A 22,833-nucleotide genomic window follows, 5' to 3' on the forward strand; every position below is an offset into this window, starting at 1 on the left:
CTCTGCTTTTTCTTATTCTTCAACTTCAGTTAGACTTGCTGCTTTTTCAAGATAGCTTTGGTAAATTCCTTCATCCTTAAGTTTTTGGATGACCTTGTCTACCACTTCTTTCAAATCATCACTATTTTTTCTAAGAGCAACGGCATTGGCGTCGCCGTCCTTCATCTTCAAGCTGACAGTTGCGACAGCTAAGCCAGCGTTTTTAGCAGCATAACTAAGTGCAACAGGCTCATCCATATGAACAGCATCTACTTTTCCAGCCTGCAATTCATTGACTGCTTCACCCATATTAGTTAGGGAAGTTAATTGAGCTTTTGGCAATTGTTCCTTGACCATTGATTCTGGAACAGTCCCTTTTTGGGCTGCAATATTAGCACTTTCTAGGCTAGTTAAATCCTTGTATTTTTCCACATCAGCCTTACGAACCAAGAAACTAATCTTGTTTTCATAGTATGGGATTGAAAAATCAAAGACTTCTTTTCTCTCGTCAGTAGCACTAATTCCTGCAACTGCTAGGTCAGCCTTACCAGTTTGAAGACTGGTCAAAACATTGTCAAAACTCATGCTTGAGATTTCCAACTTAACCCCAAGTTCATCAGCGATAGCCTGAGCCATGTCGATGTCTGCACCGACTACCTGGTTCTTTCCATCAACCAATGATTGAAATTCAAAGGGTGCATAGTCAGGACTGGTTGCCACAACTAATTTCCCCTTTTGCTTAATTGCCTCAACAGCTGACTGAGAACCATTAGAACCTGACTGGCAAGCTACTAAGAAGAAACTTGCAAGAAAATTACATAAAACAAATATCCATTTTTTTGATTTCATAAATAAACAACCCCTCTGTTAATTTTGTATAATTATAACGATATCTAAGTTGCTTGTCAAGTGTTTTTTAAATTTTTATCTCAAAAATATTTTTTCGTTCAAAAAAAGGAGCCATCAGTTGATTTCAAGCTCCTTTTTATACAGAATTAAACTATTTTATAATTCGACAATCTTACCTGTTTCAAAGTAAACAACCCATTCACAGATATTTTTAGCATAGTCACCGATACGCTCCAAGTAGGAAATAACTTGGAAATAATCACGACCCGTAACAATGGCTTCTGGATTTTTCTTAATCTCTTCAGTCGCAAGGTCACGGATAGTTTCAAAATAGTGGTTAATTTGCTCATCCATGGAGGCTACCCGGTATGCGTCGTCAACAGAACCATTAAGATAAAGATCAAGTGCTGCTTCAACAACGCTTTTAACTTCACGTCCCATTTTTTGAATTTCTTCCTCTACAGCTGGGATGCGCTCTTCCCCCTTCATACGGATGGTTGCCTGGGCAATGGCTACAGCGTGATCCCCCATACGCTCCACATCTGATACAGCCTTAAGGACAGTCAAGACTGTACGCAAATCTTGAGAGACTGGTTGTTGGAGTGCAATCATTTCAAATGATTTCTTTTCCAGTTTCACTTCGTATTCATTTACTTCTGCGTCATCTTCGATGACCTCTTTTGCCAGGTCACGGTCATGCGTGACAAAGGCACGCACCGTACGATTGATTTGTGAGAGCACTTCTTGTCCCATAGCGTAGAACTGGTTATGTAATTTCTCTAAATCTTCTTCAAATTGAGATCGTAACATCTTTCATCTCCTTATCCAAATTTTCCTGTAATATAGTCTTCCGTTTCCTTGTGTTGGGGATCAAGGAACATCTGCTTGGTATCATTAAATTCAATCAAATCTCCATCTAGGAAAAATCCTGTCTTATCAGAGATACGTGAAGCTTGTTGCATGGAACGGGTTACCAGAAGCATGGTGTACTTGTCTTTTAGACCATACAAGGTTTCCTCAATTTTACCAGCTGAAATCGGATCCAAAGCCGAAGTTGGCTCATCCAAGAGGATGATTTTAGGACTGGTTGCCAAGACACGGGCCACACAGACACGCTGCTGTTGACCACCTGACAATCCAATAGCTGAATCATGTAGACGATCCTTGACCTCATCCCAGATAGAGGCACCTTGCAAGGCTTTTTCTACGGCTTCATCCAGAACCAGCTTATCCTTAATTCCATTGATACGAAGCCCGTAGACAACATTCTCATAGATAGTCATAGGGAAAGGATTAGGTTGTTGGAAAACCATTCCGATTTCCTTACGTAATTCAACCGTATCTGTACGCGGACTGTAGATGTTGTGACCATTGTACACCACGGATCCAGTTGTGGTCACCTCTGGATTGAGATTTCCCATGCGGTTGAGAGACTTGAGGAGAGTTGACTTCCCTGATCCAGATGGACCAATCAAGGCTGTAATTTCCTTAGGTTGGAAAGATAGGGAAACACTATTCAAAGCCTTCTTTTTATTATAATAAACGGACAGGTCTGATACCTGTAAAATCGCATCTGTCATACGGTTTCCTTTCTAACCAAAGTGACCAGATACATAGTCATTGGTGGACTGTAGCTTGGCATTTTGGAAAATAGTTGCAGTTTTGTCATACTCAATCAAATCACCCAAGTAAAAGAAGCCTGTATAGTCACTTGCACGAGCAGCCTGCTGCATATTATGCGTTACAATGATGATGGTAAAGTCTTTCTTGAGCTCAAACATGGTCTCTTCTAGTTGCATGGTCGCAATCGGATCCAAGGCTGAGGCTGGCTCATCCATTAAGAGGATATCTGGCTTAACAGAGATGGCACGAGCAATACAGAGACGTTGTTGCTGACCACCTGATAAGGTCAAGGCTGACTTGTGGAGATCGTCTTTAACCTGATCCCAGAGGGCAGCCTGACGAAGGGAGGTTTCTACGATTTCATCTAGGACTTGCTTATCCTTAACTCCAGCACGTTCATGCGCAAAGGTAATATTACGGTAAATTGACTTAGCAAATGGATTAGGGCGTTGAAAAACCATTCCAATGTGTTTACGCATTTCATAAACGTTGATTTCTGGACGGTTGACATCAATTCCACGATAGAGAATCTGCCCAGTTACTTTAGCAATATCAATAGTATCATTCATGCGATTGAGACTGCGTAAGTAGGTAGATTTCCCCGATCCCGACGGACCAATCAAAGCTGTAATTTTATTTCTTTCAAATTGCATATCAATCCCCTTAATGGATTCATTTTTACCATAGTAAACATGGACATCCTTAGTAGAAAGGGCTACTTTTTCTTCAGGAAAGGTAAGGATATGCTTCTCATCCCAGTTATATGTTGACATGGCTTCTCCTTTAGACAGCGGTTAATTTCTTGTGTAGATAGTTTCCGAACTTACGAGCTCCAAAGTTAAAAATCAGGATAAAGATTAGGAGCACAGCGGCAGAACCTGCTGATACAATAGTTCCATCTGGAATAGTGCCTTCACTATTGACTTTCCAGATATGGACAGCCAAGGTTTCTGCTTGACGGAAGATAGAGATGGGGCTAGTCACACTGAGGATATTCCAGTTAGACCAGTCAAGAGCTGGCGCCGATTGCCCTGCTGTATAAATCAGAGCTGCAGCTTCGCCAAAGATACGACCAGATGCCAAGACGACACCCGTTACAATACCTGGAAGCGCTTCTGGAATAACAACATGAACCACTGTCTCCCAACGAGAAATCCCAAGAGCCAGACCAGCCTCACGTTGGGTATGGTGAACATGTTTCAAACTATCCTCTACATTACGCGTCATCTGAGGCAAGTTAAAGACTGTCAAGGCCAAGGCGCCTGAAATGATTGAAAATCCATACTCAAACTGGACTACAAAGATCAAGTAACCAAAGAGACCCACCACCACTGATGGTAAAGAGGACAAGATTTCAATACAAGTCCGCACAAAGTTGGTAACAGGACCTTTTTTAGCATACTCAGCCAAGTAAATCCCAGCTCCCATAGAAAGAGGTACAGAAATAATCAAAGTAATGACCAATAGGAAAAAGGAATTGTAAAGCTGAATGCCAATCCCACCACCTGCTTGAAAAGCAGAAGACCTTCCAGTCAAGAAAGACCAAGAGATATGGGGCAAGCCCCGAACCAAGATATAGAGAATCAAGGAAGCCAAGATTGTCACAATGATGCTAGCAATCGTATAGAGGACAGCTGTTGCAAGTTTATCTAATTTCTTAGCGCGCATAATTTTTCTTTCCTCTTTCTTTCGTAATCAATTTAATCACACTGTTAAAAACTAAACTCATCAAGAGCAGTACCAAGGCCAGTGACCAGAGAACATTATTATTTACAGTTCCCATGACAGTGTTCCCAATTCCCATAGTTAATATAGAAGTTAAAGTTGCAGCTGGTGTGGTCAAGGAAGTTGGGATAACAGCTGAGTTTCCGACAACCATCTGGATAGCTAGAGCCTCACCAAAGGCACGCGCCATCCCAAAGACCACTGCAGTGAAAATACCAGAACGGGCCGCCTTCAAGATCACACGCCAGATAGTCTGCCAGCGAGTAGCTCCCATAGCGAAACTGGCCTCACGATAATAACGAGGAACCGCACGCAAGCTATCCGTTGTCATAAAGGTTACGGTCGGCAAAATCATGACAAAGAGGACGGAAATCCCTGACAAAATCCCAAAACCAGTCCCACCAAAGACACTGCGAACAAAGGGAACGACGACTTGCAAGCCAATAAATCCGTACACTACTGAAGGAATCCCAACCAGGAGTTCAATAGCTGGTTGCAAAATCTTCGCCCCTTTTGGTGATACTTCGGTCATAAAAACTGCTGCACCAATAGCAAAGGGTGTTGCGATAAGGGCTGAGAGAATGGTAACGATAAAGGAACCCAAAATCATAGGAAGGGCACCAAATTCTTTACTAGAAGGATTCCAAGTTCCTCCCAAAAGAAAGTCAAAGATATTCACACCATTGACAAAGAAGGTCGACAAGCCTTTTTGCGCTACGAAAACCAAAATCATGGCCACAAGGATGACTATCAAAGAAAGACAGGCAAAGGTCAAACCTTTTCCTAATTTCTCCAGACGAGAATTCTTTGATGGAAGCAACATTTTCTTAGCTAATTCTTCTTGATTCATTATTGTCTCCCTTCCAACACTGTCACAGTTCCGGCAGCATCTTTTTCAACCTTCATTTCCTTAATCGGAATATACTTCAATCCTTTGACAATCCCTTCTTGGGTCTCATCCGAGAGAACAAAATTGAGAAATTCTGCAGCCAACTCATTGGGCTGCCCCAATGTATACATATGCTCATAAGACCACAAGGGCCAATTATTGCTACTTATATTTTCTGGACTTAAGTCATAGCCATTCAACTTCATGCTTTTGACCGAATCATCTATATAGGTAAGAGATAAATAAGAGATAGCTCCTGGACTTTTTGATACGATTGATTTTACCGCTCCATTTGAATCCTGCTCCTGACTTTGCATGGCGGACTGACCTTCCATAATGACAGTATCAAAGGTAGCACGAGAGCCAGAGCCGGCTGCCCGATTGATAACAGAGATGGGTAAGTCCTTACCACCAACCTCTTTCCAATTGGTTACCTCACCTATGAAGATTTGACGAAGTTGCTCTGTCGTTAGGTTATCAACATCGACCTCCTTATTGGCAATCAGAGCCAAGCCAGCTACCGCGACCTTGTGGTCAACAAGAGCAGAAGCATCAATTCCGTCTTTTTCCTCAGCAAATACATCTGAGTTTCCTATATCAACTGCCCCAGACTGAACCTGGGACAAGCCTGTACCAGAACCTCCCCCTTGGACATTGACCGTTTTTCCAACATGGATCGTGCCAAATTCATCTGCCGCTACTTCAACCAAGGGTTGCAAGGCAGTTGAGCCAACAGCCGTTATGGATTCTCCACGATCAATCCAGCTAGCACAGCCTACTAGACAAGCCGTCAGCCAAAAAGCGATAAGAGACAGAGCAAGCTTTTTTCTTTTTTTCACTGTTTTTCTCCTCGAAAATAATTATGAATACTGTGAATTTTTTAAGTAGTTCTTTATGAGTTGACGCATGAATTCTTACCAAATTTCTGCGCAATTGATTATTTATATAATATAGGCTATATTACTCTTTTCTAACCTCCTTTTTTCATATGTGGATAAAATCTCTTGTCTATCCCTTCCCCCATTGTCACCCATTATAGTCATTTCGTGTCTCTTTTTCCCCTTTTTAATGCAAGGAAAAGGTTACTCTCCTTAGATGATAATCCAAAAGCTAGAAAGGTATCTCAAACCTCTCTACTCTCCCAGACTAGTTTACAACTAAAAGGAAAAGATTCTATTTTATGGGAAATCTAGTTTACAAGCGGTAAGAACGCTAATAACTAAACTTCTTGTACTCTTTGAAAATCTCTTCAAACCAGGTCAGCCTTGCCTTGTTATAGGTATGTACCTATTTGGTCAGTCCTATCTACAACTTTAAAGCAATGCTTTGTAACTGACTCCGTCAGTCCTATTTGCAACCTCAAAACAGTATTTTGAGCTATCTATGGCTAGCTTCCTAGTTTGCTCTTTGATTTTCATTGAGTAGTAAAACTACATGTGATGGCAATCAAGATATCAAGAATCATCCTACTAAAAAAATCCATACTTTCACTATAACATAGAATAAGATATTTGACTAGCATTTTCACTTGAATCTGAGGCCTTTTGGAAAATAATTTTTCAAAACATTTCCAGTAACCTTTGCAAAGCCCAAGCCATTGCCTTTAACCAAAACTTGGTACCAACCATTTGGCAGACTTTCTGCCAGCTGAACAGTTTCTCCAGCCACATACTTGACAAACGCTTCTTGGCCAATTTCAACCGACTGTTCGACCTGACTCGGTTTCAAGGCTAGACCAAGAGCGAAACTGGGCTCAAAGCGTTTCTTCTTAAAAGTGCCCAGATGCAGTCCATTGCGAGCAATCTTGAGCTTCCCTAAATCTGGCAAAAGTTCTGGTAAGAGATAGAGTTGGTCCCCAAAAGTCTGCAAGATTCCCGGTAGATTGACCTTCAAATGGTTTTGGGCAAATTCTTGCCACAAGGCAACTTGTTCTCGACCAAGATTGCTCTTACTTGCCTTACATTTAGGAGTTGGATTGTTACCCTTACACTGTAGATGGGCTACAAACTGACCCTCTCCCTTAAACTGATGGGGGTACATCCGAGCCGTTTCTGGCAGGTCAATACCAGCTACCATTCCATTGATATGCTCTACTGGCAACAAATCAAAATCATACTCTTCCAGCAACCACTTGACAATCTCTTCGTTTTCCTCGGGTGCCCAGGTACAGGTCGAATAAACCAGACGACCACCTTCAGCTAACATGGTCACTGCATCCGCTAGAATTTCTCTTTGCAAACTTGCACATTGACTCGGATAATCTAAGCTCCAATAGTCCATAGCATCTGGTTGCTTACGGAACATCCCTTCCCCTGAGCAAGGGGCATCAAGGACAATAAGGTCAAAATAGCCTTTAAAGACCTTGGCCAAACGATCAGCAGATTCATTGGTCACCACGACATTTGTCGCTCCAAATCGCTCCATATTTTCTACTAAAATCTTAGCCCGTTTGCTTGAAATTTCATTGGAAACAAGTAGCCCCTCCCCTGCTAGATAGGCTGCCAGTTGAGTTGATTTGCCCCCCGGTGCAGCAGCCAAGTCCAAGACCTTCATACCAGGACTGGGTTGGGCTACTTGAGCCACCATTTGAGCAGCAGGTTCTTGCGAATAAACTAAACCTGTAGCATGCTCAGGCGATTTCCCTGAAACCTTCCCATAGTGGCCCCAAGGGGTTTGAGTAATGGCATCAGAAAAGGAAAGTTGCTCTTCTTTTAAGGGATTGACCCGAAAGGCCGAAACCGCTTCCTCCTCAAAAGAGGCAAGAAAATCTCTTGCCTCATCTCCTAGTATTTCTTTATATTTTTCAACAAATCCTTCTGGAAATTGCATTTAAGTTCTTTTCCTTTCGTAAATATAGGACTGAATTTCCTCCTGCATCTCAAGAGGCACCATCATGACCAGCTGTCTGGTTTGAAAATCAGGAGCTTCACCAAAAAGGGTCACAACCCGATAGCCCAGACTTTCCCCTAAAATACTAGCTGCGGCATAATCCCATGGTTGCAGATAAGTGAGATAGGTCAACAAACGCCCTGACAAAATCTTGGCAAAACTAATGGCCGCACTTCCATAGACACGAACACCAAGAACCGCTCGACTCAAATCAGCCAATCCCCATTCATTGATTTCCAGCATACCACTATTCCCTGCAATGAGAAAATCTCCAAGTGGTTTTGCTTTAAAGGGAGCTAGGGGCTTATCATTTCGACAAACCGGAAAGGCTCCACCACCGTGATAACAATCCTCTTTGACCACATCATAAATCAGGCCAAACTGTCCCTGACCATTTTCAAAATAAGCCATCATGACAGCAAAATCTTCCTGCTGGGCGACAAAGTTATTGGTACCATCAATGGGATCAATAACCCAAACCTTGCCCTCTTGAACTGAAGCTCGCAGACACCCTTCTTCAGCACAAATCTTATCCTCAGGATAACAGGATAGAATTTCACCCACCAAGAGTTCCTGAACTTCCTTGTCCAGTCTGGTCACCAAATCTGTTGGAGAGGACTTGGTCTAAACGCGCAAGTCTTCCTGCATGTGGTCAAGGATGTACTGTCCTGCTTTCTTAATTAGCTCTTTAGCAAATTCAAATTTACTTTCCAAGAGAAATCTTTCCTTCCCCTTTTTCCTTGGCAGCCTGAACTGCTCGGTAAAGCGAATAACCACTCACTGTTTCAAATTCTCGTCCCAAACGTTTCTCTTCGCTCTTGCTTGGCACGACCGCTTTGAATCCCTTATAGGAGTCCAGTAACTTTTTAGCCTCTACTTTGCCTTCATAGGCAGCTTCAACATCATTAAAAAAAGAAAGCACTGAAGCAAGTTCTTCAGTGCTCCACGACAAATCTAGTGGGTAACTATACTGTTTGTTCATTAACTAATACCAGCTCTCATTCTTGCTTCTTTTAGTTCTTGCTTACGATAACTACGAGGGAGAAAAGCACGAATCTCATCTTCATTAAAACCGATTTGCATACGCTTGGCATCAATAATAATTGGACGACGCAAAAGACTAGGATACTGCTCAATCAAATGAAGCAATTCCGATACCGAAATACTCTCTACATCAATATTCAATTTTTGAAAAATTTTTGAACGAGTTGAAATGATGTCATCAGTACCATTTTCGGTCAAGGAAAGGATGTGTTGCAATTCTTTTCTTGTTAAAGGACTGGTCATAATATTGTGTTCCACAAAGGGAACCTTATGTTTTTCTAACCAGGCCTTAGCCTTACGACATGATGTACAGCTCGGTGATAGAAATAGTGTAATCATGCTTTTCTCTTCTTATCTATACTTTGCTACTTCTATTATACAAAAAAATAAAGCGCTTGACTAGAGATTTTTAGAAAAAAAGCCTATTTTTTCAAGAAAAATAGACTGTTCGCGAACGATTGACACAATTGGATTTGGTTAATTCACTCTTAACGATGGTTTTAAACGATATGTATTTTTATATATACAAATTAAAAACAGCTTTCGGTTCACTTCCTACGACTTTTCAGATACAGATAGCCAAAGAAGCTCTCATAGAGGGCAAAAAAGAGGAGGAAGGCATGAAGGAAGAAGGTCTCTGGCAAAATCAGAATCACTGGATCCTTGGCTGGGTCAAAAAGCCAGGTATCATCTCCCACAAAGAGAATTTGATGGAAAAGGGTAAAGAATTGGTCAAAACCAATCAAAACTCCCCCAAGTCCAATCAGCACAGGCAAGACTACTAGAGTCAAGAGTCCCTTACTGAATAAAGACAAAAAGCCCTTTTTCACAATCCTATTGACAAAGACATAGAAACTTGGCAGTGTCACTAGAGCTACTAGCTGAACCAAATGAAAGAGATTCTTGACCACTGCAAAGTGGTGCAGACCAGCTGCTGACGAACGAAAATCTGGCATCTCTAGGACCTGACTAAATGGATTGGTCAGATAATTCATCAAAATATGAAAATTGTATTGAATGATTTCTGGTTTTAGATAGACTCGATTCGTTAAGTTTAGCCACTGAATTTCCAGCGGATAAAAAATCCAAGCCTGATAAATGGTCATAAGGATTGAGAGGGAGAGGAGAAAGAGCATAGAGGCCCAAAAGGTCAGTTTAGTTTTCATCAAAATCCCACTCCGCAAGGCTAGAAACCACATGTGTCGGTGCAATTGGCAGGTCTGCTACTTCTTCTTCCTTAGTAAAACCAGTCGTTACTAGGAGCGTTGGAATGCCATTGTCAATCCCTGCTCGAATATCAGTTAAATAGTTATCTCCAACCATAATCAACTCTTCACGTTCTAAGCCTAAGTGCTCAACCGCCTTGTCCATAATGATGGCATTGGGTTTTCCGATATAAACAGGCTTCACTCGTGTTGCTACTTCAAGCAGGGTAATCAGTGAACCAGCACCTGGCAAAAGACCACGCTCTGTCGGGATATTGAGGTCAGGATTGGTTCCGATAAAATGAGCTCCCTTTTGGATAGCTAGAGTTGCTGTGGCAAATTTTTCATAGTCGACTTGCCAGTCCAGACCTACTACCACATAGGCAGGATTTTCCTTGTCTTCCACATAGCCAGCCGCCTTGATGGCTTCCTTGAGCCCTGATTCTCCGATAACATAGACAGTCTTTTCCAGTCCCAAGTCATTCATATAGTCGATAGTTGCCAAAGTCGCTGTGTAGACAGTCGATAGAGGCGTATCGATATTAAAATTCTGAGCCAACATTTCTTGAACACTCTCAGGAGTACGGGTTGTATTGTTGGTCACAAAGAGATAGGGGATGTCTCGCTTTTGCAATTCATGGACAAAAGCCTCTCCTGCTGGGATTCGGTCTTTCCCCTTATAAATGGTTCCGTCTAAATCAATTAAATAGCCTTTATATTTCATCTATTTCTCCCTAAGCCTTTTTTATTTCTTGCCATGTGATGATAGCTTGGGCATTGGTAGCCCCGTCGCTTGTAATCTCATGCTTGCTTTCCAGTCCAGTCCTTTCAACAGCCGATGTAATAAACCCACCTGGTCGAACTTCCTTGACATACTTGAGATTGATTTTCTTGGGAATATAGTGGGTCAAAAAGTCCGCTCCCATGACCTCAAAAATCCAATCCAAGTATTTACTGTTATTGACATGACCATTCATATCCAAGTCGTAAAAACGGACATGGTAATCCTTGCTAATTGGATTTTCCAAGAACTCATACTTTGGCCCGCGGATAAGCTTTTTATTAAATTCAGACTGGTAAGGAGCCACAATCTCAGGTTCGACAGCATGGATTTTTCGACTGTCTCGGTCCATGAGAACAAAGGTCGCCATCATGTGGATGAGTTCCTGACCTGCTTCATCATAAATGGTAAAGCGACGGTAGCAAAAGAGCCGATTGTAGCTCAGGGCTTCCGTTTCGATGGTAATTTCTTCCGCAAAACGAGGCAAACGAACCACCTCAATATCGTATTCTGTGATAATCCAGACCAGATTATGCTCTTCTAAAATGGCCTTATCACTAACTCCCAGTTCAATCGACTGCATCCCTGAAACTTGTAGGGACAGCAAAATCACATCTGGAAGTTTGATATGACCGTTCATGTCAGCCATATCAAAAAGAATTTTCATTTTCATTTGATAAGTTAAGCCCATCATCCTACTCCAAAATAAATCGTTCTGCTACGGTGTCTCCTAAAAAGAGACCTCTCTTTGTCATGCGCACGCGATCACCGTCTATTTGCATGAGACCTTGTTGAACCAAGTCTCTGACAATTTCTCCATAAAGTCCATCAAAAGACCGTCCAAATTTTTCCTCAAATCGCGCCATGGAGACTCCTGATTTCTTGCGGAGTCCCAGGAACATTTCTTCTTCCATTTGCTCTTTTTGACTCAGGTACTCCTCTGTGATACGAGCATTGCCTTCCTCAACCGCATTAAGATAATGGCGAATGGGACCATGATTTTTATAGCGAATACCATTGACATAACCAGATGCTCCAGCACCGATGCCATAGTATTCAGCATTGTCCCAGTACATAAGATTGTGGCGACTTTCAAAACCAGGTTTGGAGAAATTAGAAATCTCATAATGCTCAAAGCCTGCTCGCTCAAGCTCAGTGATGATGTACTCAAACATCTCCGCTTCCAGTTCCTCCTTAGGCAGAGGCAATTTCCCTCGTCGCATACGGTTCATAAAGACCGTATGATTTTCCAAAATCAAGCTATACAAACTCATGTGGGGAATATCCAGTCCAATGGCCTTAGCCACATTTTCCTGGACCTGCTCCATGGTCTGACCAGGCAGCGCATAAATCAAATCAATGGAGATGTTGTCAAAACCAGCCAATTTCAGGCGGTCGATATTTTCATAAATATCCTTCTCCAAATGACTGCGCCCAATCTTTTTCAGCATCTTGTCGTCAAAGGTCTGCACGCCTAGCGAAACACGATTGACAGCCGAGTTTTTCAAAACAGCAATCTTATCCGCGTCCAAGTCGCCTGGATTGGCTTCAATGGTCAACTCTTCCAAGGCAGACAAGTCCAAGTTTTTAGTCAAGCCCTTCAATAACACCTCCAGTTGCGGAGCTGACAAGGCTGTTGGTGTCCCACCACCAATGTAGAGGGTCCGCAACTTTTGAATATCATAAGAACGAAACTCTTCTAACAGATGCTCTAAATAACTGTCGACTGGCTGATTCTTAATAAAAACTTTTGAAAAATCACAATAATAACAAATCTGGGTACAAAATGGGATGTGCACATAGGCTGACGTTGGTTTTTTCTGCATAGTACTTATTATACCACAAAAGCGAACAATACTTAGAATTCCCTTTAACAAAATCCTAGCATTGTTCGCTTTCTTTATCTAAACATTCTTTTTATTTTATGACGAACACGATTCCCAGAACCAATCTAGTTTGTCTTTACAATACAAAAGAATGAATGTTCATTTGACTAAATTTTTAGTCTTCTTTTTTCGTTCCAAGAGCAAGTCCGAGACCGCCTAGCAGACCAAGAAGTTCTAGAGATGCAAGAGTCGCATTTGATTCTGTTCCTGTATTTGGCAATACATTTTGAGAATCATTTGATTTAGCTCCGTTATCACTATCACTAGCATCTGTAGTATCTTCATGATTTTCATTCGGAGTAACTGCATCTGGAATTGGAGTTGTTGGTGCAGGTGTATCTTGATCAGAACCTCCATTAGTAGCAGGTGTGACTGGAGTTGCTGGAGTGACTTTACCTGGTGTTACCTTAGCTGGTGTTGTTATATTATTAGCAATGTGTTCTGTGATATGACCGTCCTTTGAGTCTACATCATAGGTGGTTGTAGTAACTGTTTTACCTTTAGCTCCTTCAATACGTTCATTAGGTGTGTCAACTTCTCGTTCACCATCTCTAACATATCCAACTTCAGGTTCAATCGGGGTTTCTACTACTTTGTCCTTGGCTGCGACTTTGACGACTGTATTCGTTGGTTCTTTCGTTTTCCCATAAGTTAGCACGGTTGTTGGAGTTATCTTACCTGTTTTTGGATTAACTTCATAGGTAGTGGTCTCAATCACATCACGACCTTCAGAATCTTTAGATTGTTCAACCTTAGTTTTAGCTCCTACTTTAACGATTGTCTTACCTGCTGGGGTGACGACTGGGGTGCCAACGTGTTCTGTGATATGACCGTCCTTTGAATCTACATCGTAAGTGGTTGTAGTAACTGTTTTACCTTTAGCTCCTTCAATACGTTCATTAGGTGTGTCAACTTCTCGTTCACCATCTCTAACATATTCAACTTCAGGTTCAATTGGTGTTTCTACTATTTTGTCCTTGGCTGCGACTTTGACTATTGTTGCTGTTGGATTTACTACTACTGGTTTTCCTACTGTTTCTGTAATAGCGCCTGTAGTAGAATCAACACTATATGTTGTTGTGATAGTACTTGAACCTGCTTGGCCTGCTTCTTCCACATTTGGTTGATTTTTGTCGCGTGTATCATCTTTCACATATTTCTTAGGTGATGAGATTTCTGTTTTTTCTACTTTGTCCTTCGCTGCGACTTTGACGACTGTATTCGTTGGTTCTTTCGTACGAACTGGTTTACCTTCACTTGCTGTAATCTTTCCAGTATTAGTGTCCACAGTATAAGTTGTTGTGATAGTGTCTTCACCATCTTCACCTTTAACAGTAGTTGGGACTGTACCTTTTTCTTTCGTATCATCTTTTTCGTAAACTACTGGAGATGGTACTACCATCTTCTCAATCGTTAGTTCTTTCCTTGTCCCGTAAGTAATTACTGTTGTAGAAGTTACCTTACCTGTTTTTGGATCAACTTCATAAGTTGTAGTGTTGATAACTTCACGACCTTGGTCATCCTTGCTACTCTCAACCTTAGTTTTAGCTCCAACCTTAACTATTGTTTTACCAGCTGGGGTGACCACTGGCTTACCAACCTGTTCTGTGACTGTTCCATTATTTGGATTAACGTCATACCTTGTAGTCGTTACAGATTTTCCTTTTGCTCCTTTTCTAGGCTTGTCTGGTGTACCAAAGTCACGAGTGTCATCTCTTTCATAAACCACTGTGGGCTCAATTGGCGTTTCTACTACTTGATCCTTAGCCGCGACTTTAACGATTGTTTCTGTTGGATTTACTATTACTGGATTTCCTTCATTTGGAGTAACTTCCCCATTGTCTGGATTTACTGTGTAAGTCGTGGTAGTTGTCTTACTTCCGTCTTTTCCTGGAACAGTAATATTGGCTTGGCCTTTTTCTCGACTAGCATCTTTTTCGTATTTTACTGGAGATGGGATTGTTTCTACGTCTACTTTATCCTTAGCTCCTACTTTTACAACTCTAGCTATTGGTAGAGTTACGACTTCTGATCCCCCTTTTGATGGAGTTAGGGCTCCATTTACTGGATTTACGCTATAGGTTGTGATGACTTTAGATTTTCCTGATCTCCCTAGAAATTGAACGGTATCAGTACCTTTTGGACTGTTTTCATCTTTTAAATAAACTGTTTTGGGTTCAACTGAATTATACTCAACTATATCCTTCGCGCCACCTTTATTGACTACTTCTTCCTTCTTAGTCGAAGTAAGGCTGCCAGTTTTTGAGTTTACTGTGTAGCTTGTTGTCTTCTTAACAACGTCGTCTCCTTTTTTAATGTATTCTACTTCATCCTTGGCTGCGACTTTGACAACTGTTTCTATTGCCGGTTGCTTAACTACTGGTTGTCCTACATGTTCAATCAGATCTCCAGTGTTAGGATCTACACTATAAGTTGTTGTTACTGTACTAGTACCTGAAGTACCAGTTGTTGTTACATTAGCTTCACCTTTAGCTCTTGTGGCATCTTTTTCATAACGTACACTTGGCTCAAGTTGGGTAACGACAACTGTAGATTTGGCTCCATCTTTCTTAAACACTTCATCAATTGTATTGTTAGTAATCTGTCCTGTATCGAGATCTTTCATACTCACAGTTATTGACTTAATGATGTCATCTCCGCGTTTACTATATACAACAGTTTCTCCAACTTTTTCTACAGATTTAACTGTTGCAATGTTTTTATCTTGATAACCTGTCCCATCTAAGGAAATTCGTTTCCCAGATATAAACTCTGATCGTCTATTAATCATATCAGCTTCAAAATAAGAACGTGAACTGTGACCTCCACTGGTTCGTCCAACATTTATAACAACATCACTATCATTGCTGACGCCTTTTCTTATCGCCAAATCATTATCAACAATATAATGAGTCATTTTACCAGACTTGGCTATTTTTTTGCTATCTAAACCTTTTTGCCAAAATTCACGACTGGAAAGCAAATTGGTCACAACTTTTGGAGCATTAAAGGTTGTGCCTTTTTTTAATACATTATTATAAACGTTTCTATAAGCCAACTGTTCTTTAGGAGACATGACTCTGCTGTCAGAATATGCCAACTGATAAGCTTCAACCATTGCCCGTTGTACTAAATATCCTCCTAAAGAATGACCTGTCAAATAAAGATTAGTAATACTCTTATCTTTAGCTAGTTCATGCATAATATTTTCTGCATCTATCCCTTGTTGAGGATTGCTTCCTAATCCAAGTGTTATATCAGCTCCTATATCTTTGGCATCACTTGTTCCACGAAAGGCTAATACTTGTGCAGTTCCATTTGGTAAATATAAGAAATCACTCTTCGTTTCATACAAGACAGCATCTAGTCCACTGGAGGTATGGTAACTTTTCTTCCTTTCCCAATAAGGCCCCAATTCCTTATTCATCATCATATACTCATAACGTGGTTTACTGTCACCATTCTTTTTATATAACTCTGACTCTGTTAAGGGTCTCTTATGATCCAGCACTCTATCAATATAATTATCATCACGGTAGGATAATTCCATGAACATAATCATATCGCGCTCACTTACATTCCATTTTAATTTTTCATCTGGCTTTTCTTTACTGTCAATAATACCATCACCGTCAGTATCTTCTAATAAGGGATGACTATTATAACCTACATACTTTTTCCCACCTTTTTCATAAATATAAAGTTCTTCTTTATCCTTCAAGTAATCATCATCTGTATAGGCTTCTGGACTTAACTTAGAGCCGTTTAACAATAAACTATCAAGCTTATTACCTTCTGAACCGATTACTCCTGCTTTTATTTGCTTAGCATACTCATCAGTTAATTCATACTTTTTAACCTCGGAAGGATTTGATGCTGCTCTCACCGCTGGAGTGCTTGATCTGTCTTCACCCGCCACGAAATCCCTTGTGGTCAAGCTATTATTTTCCTTATTCCCAGATCTGACGGGTTCTGTAGTCCTTGTAGATCCTATTGGAACATCTCTGGTATCTAACTCAGAAGAAGGATTATTTTGATTATCTAGTATAGGTTGAACTTCTTCTCTTTTATCCACAGAAGATGGAGAATTTTCCGTAGAAGCAAGTACTCCCTGGGATGGTGTAAACAAAGCAATGCCTATTAATACAGAAGCCACTCCAACAGAAAACTTTCGAATCGAAAAACATTGACGTTTATTAAAAATATCTTTCATTTTACCAACTTTCTTTCTAGCTATTTTTTACAAAATAGAGAGTTCTACTATTTTCCCTTGACAAAATACTAAACCCTTTCTTGACTAAAATTTTAGAACTTTTCCTCTGCTTGATTATAAACTACCACATTGATTTCTAATCATAAAAAAATGAATTGCTTAATATTAATAAAATATCAGTAAAATATAAAAAATGTAAATATTTCACTTTCAACACTGCCATTATACCATAATACTCAATGAAAATCAAAAAACGCATAATATCAGGCCTTGAAAAACCTTGATACTATGCGTTTGATTATGGGAAGATCTACTTCATTTTCTCCTAGAATTGAGTTTTTGCCCAGTCTCATCAAATCTAGATTTTTTCTTCTTTGATATCAATCACAATCTCTTCTGATTCATCAAGAATTTCGGCCTTTTCTTGCCATTGCTCTTTGAGATTATTGAATCGATATTTTGATACTTCTGTCGCTTGACGAGCACATGATTTGGCTTGAGCAAGGACGCTGTCCACAGTGATTTCACCCGACTCAACCTGTTCTTTGGTTTTAAGAACAAAATCTGTAGCCTGCTCCTTGACTTCTGTCAGTTTTTCACAGACCTGCTCCTTGGCATACTCTGGATTTTCTCTCAAATCATCCAGAAAATCTTGAGCCTGACTGCAAACTTGTTTGCCCTTGTCGCTTGTTAAAAACAAGGCAAGAGCTGCACCTGAAACGGTTCCTAAAAGGATTGAGGATAATTTACCCATAAGGATTCTCCTTTTTTATTTTTTTAAAAATTTACTTGCAAGACGAAGAGCTGATAAACTTGCCCCAGTCTTGAGTGTTTTTGAACCAGCTGATGAAGCTTTCTTGCTCAAGACACGCGCATGGTCATTGAGGTCTGAAACAGATAGAGATAAATCTGCAACAGCACTAAAGAGTGGATCAATCGTTGCCACCTTGACATTAATATCATCTGCCAAGACATTGATCTTAGACAGCAATTCATTGGTATGATGCAAGGTCACATCCACATCTGAAGTCAAGGTTTTAATCGTCTTCTCTGTTTCATCGATAACACGGCCAAGCTTTTGTACAGTAATGATTAGATACACTAAAAATACAATCAAAGCAAGGGCAACAAAAATATATGCAACTTCTAACATTTAGTTTTCCTCCTCTGTAACATAGTAAGGGGCCTTCTTTCGATTTTGATATAGAATGATAAAAATACCCAGTCCGATAAGGACAACTGATAGCCATTGAGACACTCGAAGGCCAAAGAACATGAGACTATCTGTTCGCATGCCTTCGATGACCATACGACCGAAACCATACCAAATCAAGTAAAAGGCCGTGATATGACCTCGTCTGAGACTTTTCCATTTTCGTCTAAAAATCAGAATCAAGGCAAATCCAAGTAGATTCCATAGGGACTCATAAAGAAAGGTCGGCTGACGGTAGCTCCCCTCAATATACATCTGGTCACGAATAAAGACAGGTAGATAATCCAAATTATCCACTGCTGCACCATAAGCTTCTTGGTTAAAGAAATTGCCCCAGCGACCCAAACTTTGGGCAATCATGACGCTAGGCGCCGCAATATCTAGAAAATCCCAAGTGTTAATGAGTTTACGATCAGCAAAGATATAGAGTACAAGTGCCCCAGTTATCAAACCACCGTAAATGGCCAAACCACCATTCCAAATGGCAAAAATCTCTCCCAAATTCTGACTATAATAATCAAAACGGAAAATGACATAGTAGAGACGAGCTCCTAAAATAGCCAAGGGAAAGGCTATCAAGATAAAATCTAAAATATCGTCTGGTATGATCTTCTTTCTAGGCGCTTCTTTCATGGTCAAATAAACCGCAAGAATCAAACCTGTAACAATACACAAGGCATACCAACGAATGGCTAGAGGGCCTAGTTGAATAGCAATTGGATCAAGCATTAGGCACCTCATTTCGAGCGATGAGACTTGTCAGTCGTTCTTCGAACAAACGGGTCGCATCAAAGCCCATTTCCTTGGCACGATAATTCATGGCAGCTGCCTCAATCACGACAGAAATATTACGACCTGTTTTAACTGGAATGCGGATACGAGGAATGGCTACGCCAGAAATTTCTATTTCCTCTGCATTGTTTCCAAGACGATCAAAAGTCTTATGTGTATCATAGTTTTCCAAATAGACAGCAAGTTGAACCTGTGAAGAATCCTTGACGGCACTGGCACCGTAGAGGCTCATGACATCGATAATCCCAACCCCACGAATTTCAATCAGGTGTCTCAAGATTTCAGCCGGTTCACCCCAAAGAGTAATCTCATCCTTGGCAAAGATATCGACCCGGTCATCAGCTACCAAGCGGTGACCACGTTTGACAAGTTCCAGACCTGTCTCACTCTTACCAATTCCACTATCTCCCTGAATCAAGACGCCCATCCCATAGATATCCATCAAAACCCCATGAACACTGGTACGTTCTGCCAAACGAGAATCCAGATAGCTAGATAACTCTCCAGATAAACGACTTGTCGCTGTACGGCTGGTTAAAATAGCAATCTTACATTCTCTGGCTGCTTTTAACATCTCCTCTGGAACCACCAAACCACGGGCAACAATGACCGCTGGTGTCTCAGGTAGAAACATTTTTTTCAAAACTTCATAACGGCTGTTGGAAGGCATGCTGATCAGATAAGACCACTCCTTCATCCCCAAAAGTTGAATCCGCTCTGGCGTGTAGTAGTCAAAATAACCTGTCATTTCAAGACCAGGTCGCGTAATATCTGCTGTATTGATTTCCTTTTCAAGCAATTCTGGTTCGCCATAGACAATGTCTAGTCTAAGCTTTTCAATCACTTCTTTTACTAAAACCGACATCATTTCCTCCTTCAATCGAGTTCTTCTCTCTATTATATCAAATTGTAGGAGGAAGTTTCAGATTTTTGCAGGCTTTGGAGTATTTATTTATACTCAATGAAAATCAAAGAGCAAACTAGGAAACTAGCCACAGGCTGCTCAAAACACCGTTTTGAGGTTGTAGATGGAACTGACGAAGTCAGCTCAAAGCACTGCTTTGAGGTTGTAGATGAAACTGACGAAGTCAGTAACCATATCTACGGCAAGGAGACGTTGACGTGGTTTGAAGAGATTTTCGAAGAGTATTAAAAGAAAAAGGACTAGATTTCTCCAGCCTTTCATTTCAAATTAGAATTTTTTACGTTTACGAGCTGCTTCTGATTTACGTTTACGTTTTACAGAAGGTTTTTCATAGAATTCACGTTTGCGTGTTTCTTGAAGAGTACCAGCTTTAGTAACCGCACGTTTGAAACGACGAAGTGCGTCGTCAAGAGATTCATTCTTACGTACTACTGTTTTAGACATTTTTTTCACTCCCTTCAAGTTCAATATCTATTTCATTCTACACGTAAAAGGAATAATTGTCAAGCAAAAATGCGGTTTAATTTTGATTTTTTCTTACATTTATACAAGAGTTGAAAGCGTTCAACAGAACATTGCTTTTTATTTTTCAAGTAAGCTGAGCGCTTCAGCATCCGCAATAATAGTCACATCAGGGTGATTTTGTAAGCTACTTGCTGGTAGAGACTCAGTAACTGGGCCAGACACTGTTCCAGCGATGGCTTCTGCTTTTGACTCACCGTAAGCAAAGAGAAGGATTGACTTGGCATCCAAAATGTTTTTAATCCCTATTGAAATGGCTTGGGTTGGGACGTCTTCAATCTTGTCAAAGAAACGTGCGTTTGCTTCGATAGTAGACTGGTCCAGTTCGACTAGATGCGTTTGACTGTCAAATGGAGTACCAGGCTCATTAAAGCCGATATGCCCATTGCGACCGATTCCCAAGATTTGGAGATCAACTGGATGGTCAGCCAAAATTTGGTTGTAGCGTTCAACTTCAGCTTCAGCATGATCCTTAACCCCGCGAGGCAAGAAACTTTCTTTAAATGGTTTTTGGTTGAACAAGTTTTCTTGCATGAAATGACGGTAAGACTGAGGATTGTCGCCATCAAGACCTACATACTCATCAAGGTTGACACTGGTTAGATTTGAAAAATCGAGGTCACTTTCAACAATTTCCTTGTAAAATTCAAGCGGACTGCTTCCAGTCGCAAGTCCTAGGGTTTGAGCGCCGTTGGCCAATTTTTCCTTCAAAATCTCAAAAGCAACTTTTCCACCTTCAACTTGGTTTTCAACTTTAATGACTTTCATCTTTTCATCCTCCGTTTCTATCTATATTCATTATATGGTATAGACCAATTTTTGTCAAGTGAAAACGATTTAATTTCTAAAAAAAGAGCGTCCAAACTTGAAACATGTTATAATGGATAGGATTAGAACTTAGAAAGAATGAACAGATATATGAATACAGCTGATTTTGATTTCCACTTACCTGAGGAATTGATTGCCCAAACGCCCCTTGAAAAACGTGATGCCTCTAAACTCCTCATCGTCAATCGTGAGACGGGAGAAATGCAGGATAAACACTTCCACTCTATTATTGATATGCTGGAACCTGGTGATGCTCTTGTCATGAACGACACCCGCGTTCTCCCTGCCCGCCTCTATGGTCAAAAAGAGGAGACAGGAGGCCATGTGGAACTTCTCCTGCTCAAAAATACTGCTGGAGATGAGTGGGAAGTTCTGGCTAAACCTGCCAAACGCCTCAAGGTCGGTACTCGTATCAGCTTTGGTGATGGTCGCCTCAGCGCTGTCGTTACAGAAGAATTGACCCACGGAGGACGCATTGTCCGCTTTGAATACCAAGGAATTTTCCTAGAAGTCTTGGAAAGTCTGGGTGAAATGCCGCTACCGCCTTATATCCACGAAAAACTGGATGACCGTGAACGTTATCAAACCGTCTACGCCAAGGAAAGCGGTTCTGCTGCAGCACCGACTGCTGGTCTTCACTTCACCAAAGAACTGCTGGCAGAAATCCAAGCTAAGGGTGTTCATCTAGTCTATCTGACTCTTCATGTCGGACTCGGAACCTTTAGACCTGTCTCTGTGGACAATTTGGACGAACATGAAATGCACTCAGAATTCTACCAACTTTCTGAGGAGGCAGCTGCCACCCTCCGCTCTGTTAAGGAAAATGGTGGCCGTGTCATCGCTGTCGGAACCACTTCTATCCGCACCTTGGAGACTATTGGTTCCAAGTTTGATGGACAAATACAAGCAGATTCTGGCTGGACCAATATCTTTATCAAACCTGGCTATGAATGGAAAGTCGTGGATGCCTTCTCAACCAACTTCCATCTGCCAAAATCAACTCTGGTCATGTTGGTTTCTGCCTTTGCTGGCCGTGAATTAGTCTTAGATGCCTACCACCATGCCATCCAAGAACACTACCGCTTCTTCAGTTTTGGTGACGCCATGTTTATTTATTGAGAAAGAATTTCTCTAAATCTTCTAATACCAATAAATCGCTAAGATATTATTTCAAAGAATATCTACAATTGAAACTCTAGCTATCTGTAGAAGACGCCTAGTACATTAAAATTAAAATGTTTCCCCCTAGCTGCGAAAATATTGCCATAGATTGCGTTGACTCTCCAAATCGATTCATCTATATTTTATTTCAGCTTCCTATATTTTCTTCGCTGTTTGTAAATCAAAATACAAGATACATGAGTAGCACCATATTTGTTACTCTTATCTGTCCTCTCAAGAGACTATTATGAGTGGTTTCAGAATCATTCACTACTTTGACCCTGACTCTCCTTAGTCTCAAAATCAAAG

23 protein-coding genes and 1 pseudogene are annotated in these 22,833 nt (G+C 40.8%); 2 read left to right on the forward strand and 22 right to left on the reverse strand.

The window, feature by feature from the left end; genetic code table 11:
* Positions 1 to 12: 12 nt before the first annotated feature.
* From SPPN_RS06815 to hprK, 20 genes and pseudogenes are all read right to left on the reverse strand, one after another.
* Positions 13 to 828: an ABC transporter substrate-binding protein gene (locus SPPN_RS06815; protein WP_000837360.1), complete on the reverse strand. Its 816-nt coding sequence runs from the start codon at positions 826 to 828 to the stop codon at positions 13 to 15.
* A 156-nt stretch (positions 829 to 984) separates the two neighbouring features.
* Positions 985 to 1,638, reverse strand: coding sequence for a phosphate signaling complex protein PhoU (gene phoU, locus SPPN_RS06820; RefSeq protein ID WP_000946465.1), 654 nt, complete (start codon positions 1,636 to 1,638; stop codon positions 985 to 987).
* An 11-nt stretch (positions 1,639 to 1,649) separates the two neighbouring features.
* Positions 1,650 to 2,408: a phosphate ABC transporter ATP-binding protein PstB gene (pstB, locus tag SPPN_RS06825; protein WP_000128645.1), complete on the reverse strand. Its 759-nt coding sequence runs from the start codon at positions 2,406 to 2,408 to the stop codon at positions 1,650 to 1,652.
* Positions 2,409 to 2,420: 12 nt separating this feature from the next.
* The gene (pstB, locus tag SPPN_RS06830; RefSeq protein ID WP_000109215.1) at positions 2,421 to 3,224 is read right to left on the reverse strand and encodes a phosphate ABC transporter ATP-binding protein PstB; all 804 of its coding nucleotides are present in this window, start codon (positions 3,222 to 3,224) and stop codon (positions 2,421 to 2,423) included.
* A gap of 10 nt (positions 3,225 to 3,234) precedes the next feature.
* Positions 3,235 to 4,119 (reverse strand): phosphate ABC transporter permease PstA, encoded by an 885-nt coding sequence (gene pstA / locus SPPN_RS06835; RefSeq protein WP_001201787.1) that lies wholly within the window; start codon positions 4,117 to 4,119, stop codon positions 3,235 to 3,237.
* On the reverse strand, positions 4,109 to 5,026 hold the full coding sequence (gene pstC / locus SPPN_RS06840) for a phosphate ABC transporter permease subunit PstC (protein WP_001070908.1): 918 nt from the start codon (positions 5,024 to 5,026) through the stop codon (positions 4,109 to 4,111). The genes pstA and pstC overlap by 11 nt, the downstream gene beginning before the upstream one ends.
* A complete protein-coding gene (pstS, locus tag SPPN_RS06845) occupies positions 5,026 to 5,904 on the reverse strand; it encodes a phosphate ABC transporter substrate-binding protein PstS (RefSeq protein ID WP_000746334.1) in 879 nt (292 codons plus the stop codon). The genes pstC and pstS overlap by 1 nt, the downstream gene beginning before the upstream one ends.
* A 685-nt stretch (positions 5,905 to 6,589) precedes the next feature.
* Entirely contained in the window at positions 6,590 to 7,894 is a 1,305-nt protein-coding gene (locus SPPN_RS06850) for an RsmF rRNA methyltransferase first C-terminal domain-containing protein (RefSeq protein ID WP_001160264.1), read from the reverse strand.
* Positions 7,895 to 8,668 (reverse strand): annotated as a pseudogene (locus tag SPPN_RS06855) (inositol monophosphatase family protein).
* Positions 8,658 to 8,936 (reverse strand): UPF0223 family protein, encoded by a 279-nt coding sequence (locus tag SPPN_RS06860; RefSeq protein WP_001041974.1) that lies wholly within the window; start codon positions 8,934 to 8,936, stop codon positions 8,658 to 8,660. Before SPPN_RS06860 ends, SPPN_RS06855 begins: the two are co-directional and overlap by 11 nt.
* Positions 8,936 to 9,337, reverse strand: a complete 402-nt coding sequence (locus tag SPPN_RS06865) for a Spx/MgsR family RNA polymerase-binding regulatory protein (protein ID WP_000631259.1) — start codon at positions 9,335 to 9,337, stop codon at positions 8,936 to 8,938. The genes SPPN_RS06860 and SPPN_RS06865 overlap by 1 nt, the downstream gene beginning before the upstream one ends.
* Before the next feature lie 209 nt (positions 9,338 to 9,546).
* Complete coding sequence (locus SPPN_RS06870; RefSeq protein WP_000850603.1) at positions 9,547 to 10,164, reverse strand: TIGR01906 family membrane protein; 618 nt, start codon at positions 10,162 to 10,164, stop codon at positions 9,547 to 9,549.
* Entirely contained in the window at positions 10,154 to 10,927 is a 774-nt protein-coding gene (locus tag SPPN_RS06875; protein WP_000875448.1) for a TIGR01457 family HAD-type hydrolase, read from the reverse strand. Before SPPN_RS06875 ends, SPPN_RS06870 begins: the two co-directional genes overlap by 11 nt.
* Before the next feature lie 10 nt (positions 10,928 to 10,937).
* The gene (locus SPPN_RS06880) at positions 10,938 to 11,675 is read right to left on the reverse strand and encodes an acyl-[acyl-carrier-protein] thioesterase (RefSeq protein WP_000524760.1); all 738 of its coding nucleotides are present in this window, start codon (positions 11,673 to 11,675) and stop codon (positions 10,938 to 10,940) included.
* 4 nt (positions 11,676 to 11,679) lie between these two features.
* Positions 11,680 to 12,810: a radical SAM family heme chaperone HemW gene (hemW, locus tag SPPN_RS06885; RefSeq protein ID WP_001170090.1), complete on the reverse strand. Its 1,131-nt coding sequence runs from the start codon at positions 12,808 to 12,810 to the stop codon at positions 11,680 to 11,682.
* A 175-nt stretch (positions 12,811 to 12,985) separates the two neighbouring features.
* Positions 12,986 to 17,083, reverse strand: a complete 4,098-nt coding sequence (locus tag SPPN_RS06890) for a G5 domain-containing protein (protein ID WP_000651637.1) — start codon at positions 17,081 to 17,083, stop codon at positions 12,986 to 12,988.
* A 358-nt stretch (positions 17,084 to 17,441) separates the two neighbouring features.
* Positions 17,442 to 17,837, reverse strand: a complete 396-nt coding sequence (locus SPPN_RS06895; RefSeq protein ID WP_000517395.1) for a YtxH domain-containing protein — start codon at positions 17,835 to 17,837, stop codon at positions 17,442 to 17,444.
* Between the two features lie 15 nt (positions 17,838 to 17,852).
* Entirely contained in the window at positions 17,853 to 18,236 is a 384-nt protein-coding gene (locus SPPN_RS06900; protein WP_000895020.1) for a DUF948 domain-containing protein, read from the reverse strand.
* Positions 18,237 to 19,025: a prolipoprotein diacylglyceryl transferase gene (lgt, locus tag SPPN_RS06905; RefSeq protein ID WP_000886657.1), complete on the reverse strand. Its 789-nt coding sequence runs from the start codon at positions 19,023 to 19,025 to the stop codon at positions 18,237 to 18,239.
* Positions 19,018 to 19,953, reverse strand: a complete 936-nt coding sequence (gene hprK / locus SPPN_RS06910; RefSeq protein ID WP_000115147.1) for an HPr(Ser) kinase/phosphatase — start codon at positions 19,951 to 19,953, stop codon at positions 19,018 to 19,020. Before hprK ends, lgt begins: the two co-directional genes overlap by 8 nt.
* 96 nt (positions 19,954 to 20,049) lie before the next feature.
* Here hprK and SPPN_RS13955 point away from each other — a divergent pair, with 96 nt between their 5' ends.
* The gene (locus tag SPPN_RS13955) at positions 20,050 to 20,241 is read left to right on the forward strand and encodes a hypothetical protein (RefSeq protein WP_000693406.1); all 192 of its coding nucleotides are present in this window, start codon (positions 20,050 to 20,052) and stop codon (positions 20,239 to 20,241) included.
* Positions 20,242 to 20,280: 39 nt separating this feature from the next.
* Here the strand turns inward: SPPN_RS13955 and rpsU are convergent, their stop codons facing one another.
* Both rpsU and SPPN_RS06925 read right to left on the reverse strand, forming a co-directional pair.
* Entirely contained in the window at positions 20,281 to 20,457 is a 177-nt protein-coding gene (gene rpsU, locus SPPN_RS06920) for a 30S ribosomal protein S21 (protein WP_000048054.1), read from the reverse strand.
* A 138-nt stretch (positions 20,458 to 20,595) separates the two neighbouring features.
* Positions 20,596 to 21,303: a glucosamine-6-phosphate deaminase gene (locus SPPN_RS06925; protein WP_000864602.1), complete on the reverse strand. Its 708-nt coding sequence runs from the start codon at positions 21,301 to 21,303 to the stop codon at positions 20,596 to 20,598.
* 150 nt (positions 21,304 to 21,453) lie between these two features.
* On the opposite strand from SPPN_RS06925, the gene queA reads away from it, so the two are divergent.
* Positions 21,454 to 22,482, forward strand: coding sequence for a tRNA preQ1(34) S-adenosylmethionine ribosyltransferase-isomerase QueA (queA, locus tag SPPN_RS06930; protein WP_001090134.1), 1,029 nt, complete (start codon positions 21,454 to 21,456; stop codon positions 22,480 to 22,482).
* Positions 22,483 to 22,833 lie beyond the last annotated feature (351 nt).

It is taken from the genome of Streptococcus pseudopneumoniae IS7493, assembly GCF_000221985.1.
GTDB lineage: Bacteria > Bacillota > Bacilli > Lactobacillales > Streptococcaceae > Streptococcus > Streptococcus pseudopneumoniae.

Excerpts from the sequence above, each read along its gene's own strand:
- rpsU (WP_000048054.1), bottom strand. The coding sequence starts at position 20,457 with ATGTCTAAAACAGTAGTACGTAAGAATGAATCTCTTGACGACGCACTT.
- SPPN_RS06890 (WP_000651637.1), bottom strand. The coding sequence starts at position 17,083 with ATGAAAGATATTTTTAATAAACGTCAATGTTTTTCGATTCGAAAGTTT.
- phoU (WP_000946465.1), bottom strand. The coding sequence starts at position 1,638 with ATGTTACGATCTCAATTTGAAGAAGATTTAGAGAAATTACATAACCAG.
- queA (WP_001090134.1), top strand. The coding sequence starts at position 21,454 with ATGAATACAGCTGATTTTGATTTCCACTTACCTGAGGAATTGATTGCC.
- hprK (WP_000115147.1), bottom strand. The coding sequence starts at position 19,953 with ATGTCGGTTTTAGTAAAAGAAGTGATTGAAAAGCTTAGACTAGACATT.
- SPPN_RS06860 (WP_001041974.1), bottom strand. The coding sequence starts at position 8,936 with ATGAACAAACAGTATAGTTACCCACTAGATTTGTCGTGGAGCACTGAA.
- pstB (WP_000128645.1), bottom strand. The coding sequence starts at position 2,408 with ATGACAGATGCGATTTTACAGGTATCAGACCTGTCCGTTTATTATAAT.
- SPPN_RS06880 (WP_000524760.1), bottom strand. The coding sequence starts at position 11,675 with ATGGGCTTAACTTATCAAATGAAAATGAAAATTCTTTTTGATATGGCT.
- SPPN_RS06870 (WP_000850603.1), bottom strand. The coding sequence starts at position 10,164 with ATGAAAACTAAACTGACCTTTTGGGCCTCTATGCTCTTTCTCCTCTCC.
- pstA (WP_001201787.1), bottom strand. The coding sequence starts at position 4,119 with ATGCGCGCTAAGAAATTAGATAAACTTGCAACAGCTGTCCTCTATACG.
- SPPN_RS06815 (WP_000837360.1), bottom strand. The coding sequence starts at position 828 with ATGAAATCAAAAAAATGGATATTTGTTTTATGTAATTTTCTTGCAAGT.
- pstC (WP_001070908.1), bottom strand. The coding sequence starts at position 5,026 with ATGAATCAAGAAGAATTAGCTAAGAAAATGTTGCTTCCATCAAAGAAT.
- hemW (WP_001170090.1), bottom strand. The coding sequence starts at position 12,810 with ATGCAGAAAAAACCAACGTCAGCCTATGTGCACATCCCATTTTGTACC.
- SPPN_RS06900 (WP_000895020.1), bottom strand. The coding sequence starts at position 18,236 with ATGTTAGAAGTTGCATATATTTTTGTTGCCCTTGCTTTGATTGTATTT.
- pstB (WP_000109215.1), bottom strand. The coding sequence starts at position 3,224 with ATGTCAACATATAACTGGGATGAGAAGCATATCCTTACCTTTCCTGAA.
- SPPN_RS06865 (WP_000631259.1), bottom strand. The coding sequence starts at position 9,337 with ATGATTACACTATTTCTATCACCGAGCTGTACATCATGTCGTAAGGCT.
- SPPN_RS06875 (WP_000875448.1), bottom strand. The coding sequence starts at position 10,927 with ATGAAATATAAAGGCTATTTAATTGATTTAGACGGAACCATTTATAAG.
- SPPN_RS13955 (WP_000693406.1), top strand. The coding sequence starts at position 20,050 with ATGAAAATCAAAGAGCAAACTAGGAAACTAGCCACAGGCTGCTCAAAA.
- SPPN_RS06925 (WP_000864602.1), bottom strand. The coding sequence starts at position 21,303 with ATGAAAGTCATTAAAGTTGAAAACCAAGTTGAAGGTGGAAAAGTTGCT.
- SPPN_RS06895 (WP_000517395.1), bottom strand. The coding sequence starts at position 17,837 with ATGGGTAAATTATCCTCAATCCTTTTAGGAACCGTTTCAGGTGCAGCT.
- lgt (WP_000886657.1), bottom strand. The coding sequence starts at position 19,025 with ATGCTTGATCCAATTGCTATTCAACTAGGCCCTCTAGCCATTCGTTGG.
- SPPN_RS06850 (WP_001160264.1), bottom strand. The coding sequence starts at position 7,894 with ATGCAATTTCCAGAAGGATTTGTTGAAAAATATAAAGAAATACTAGGA.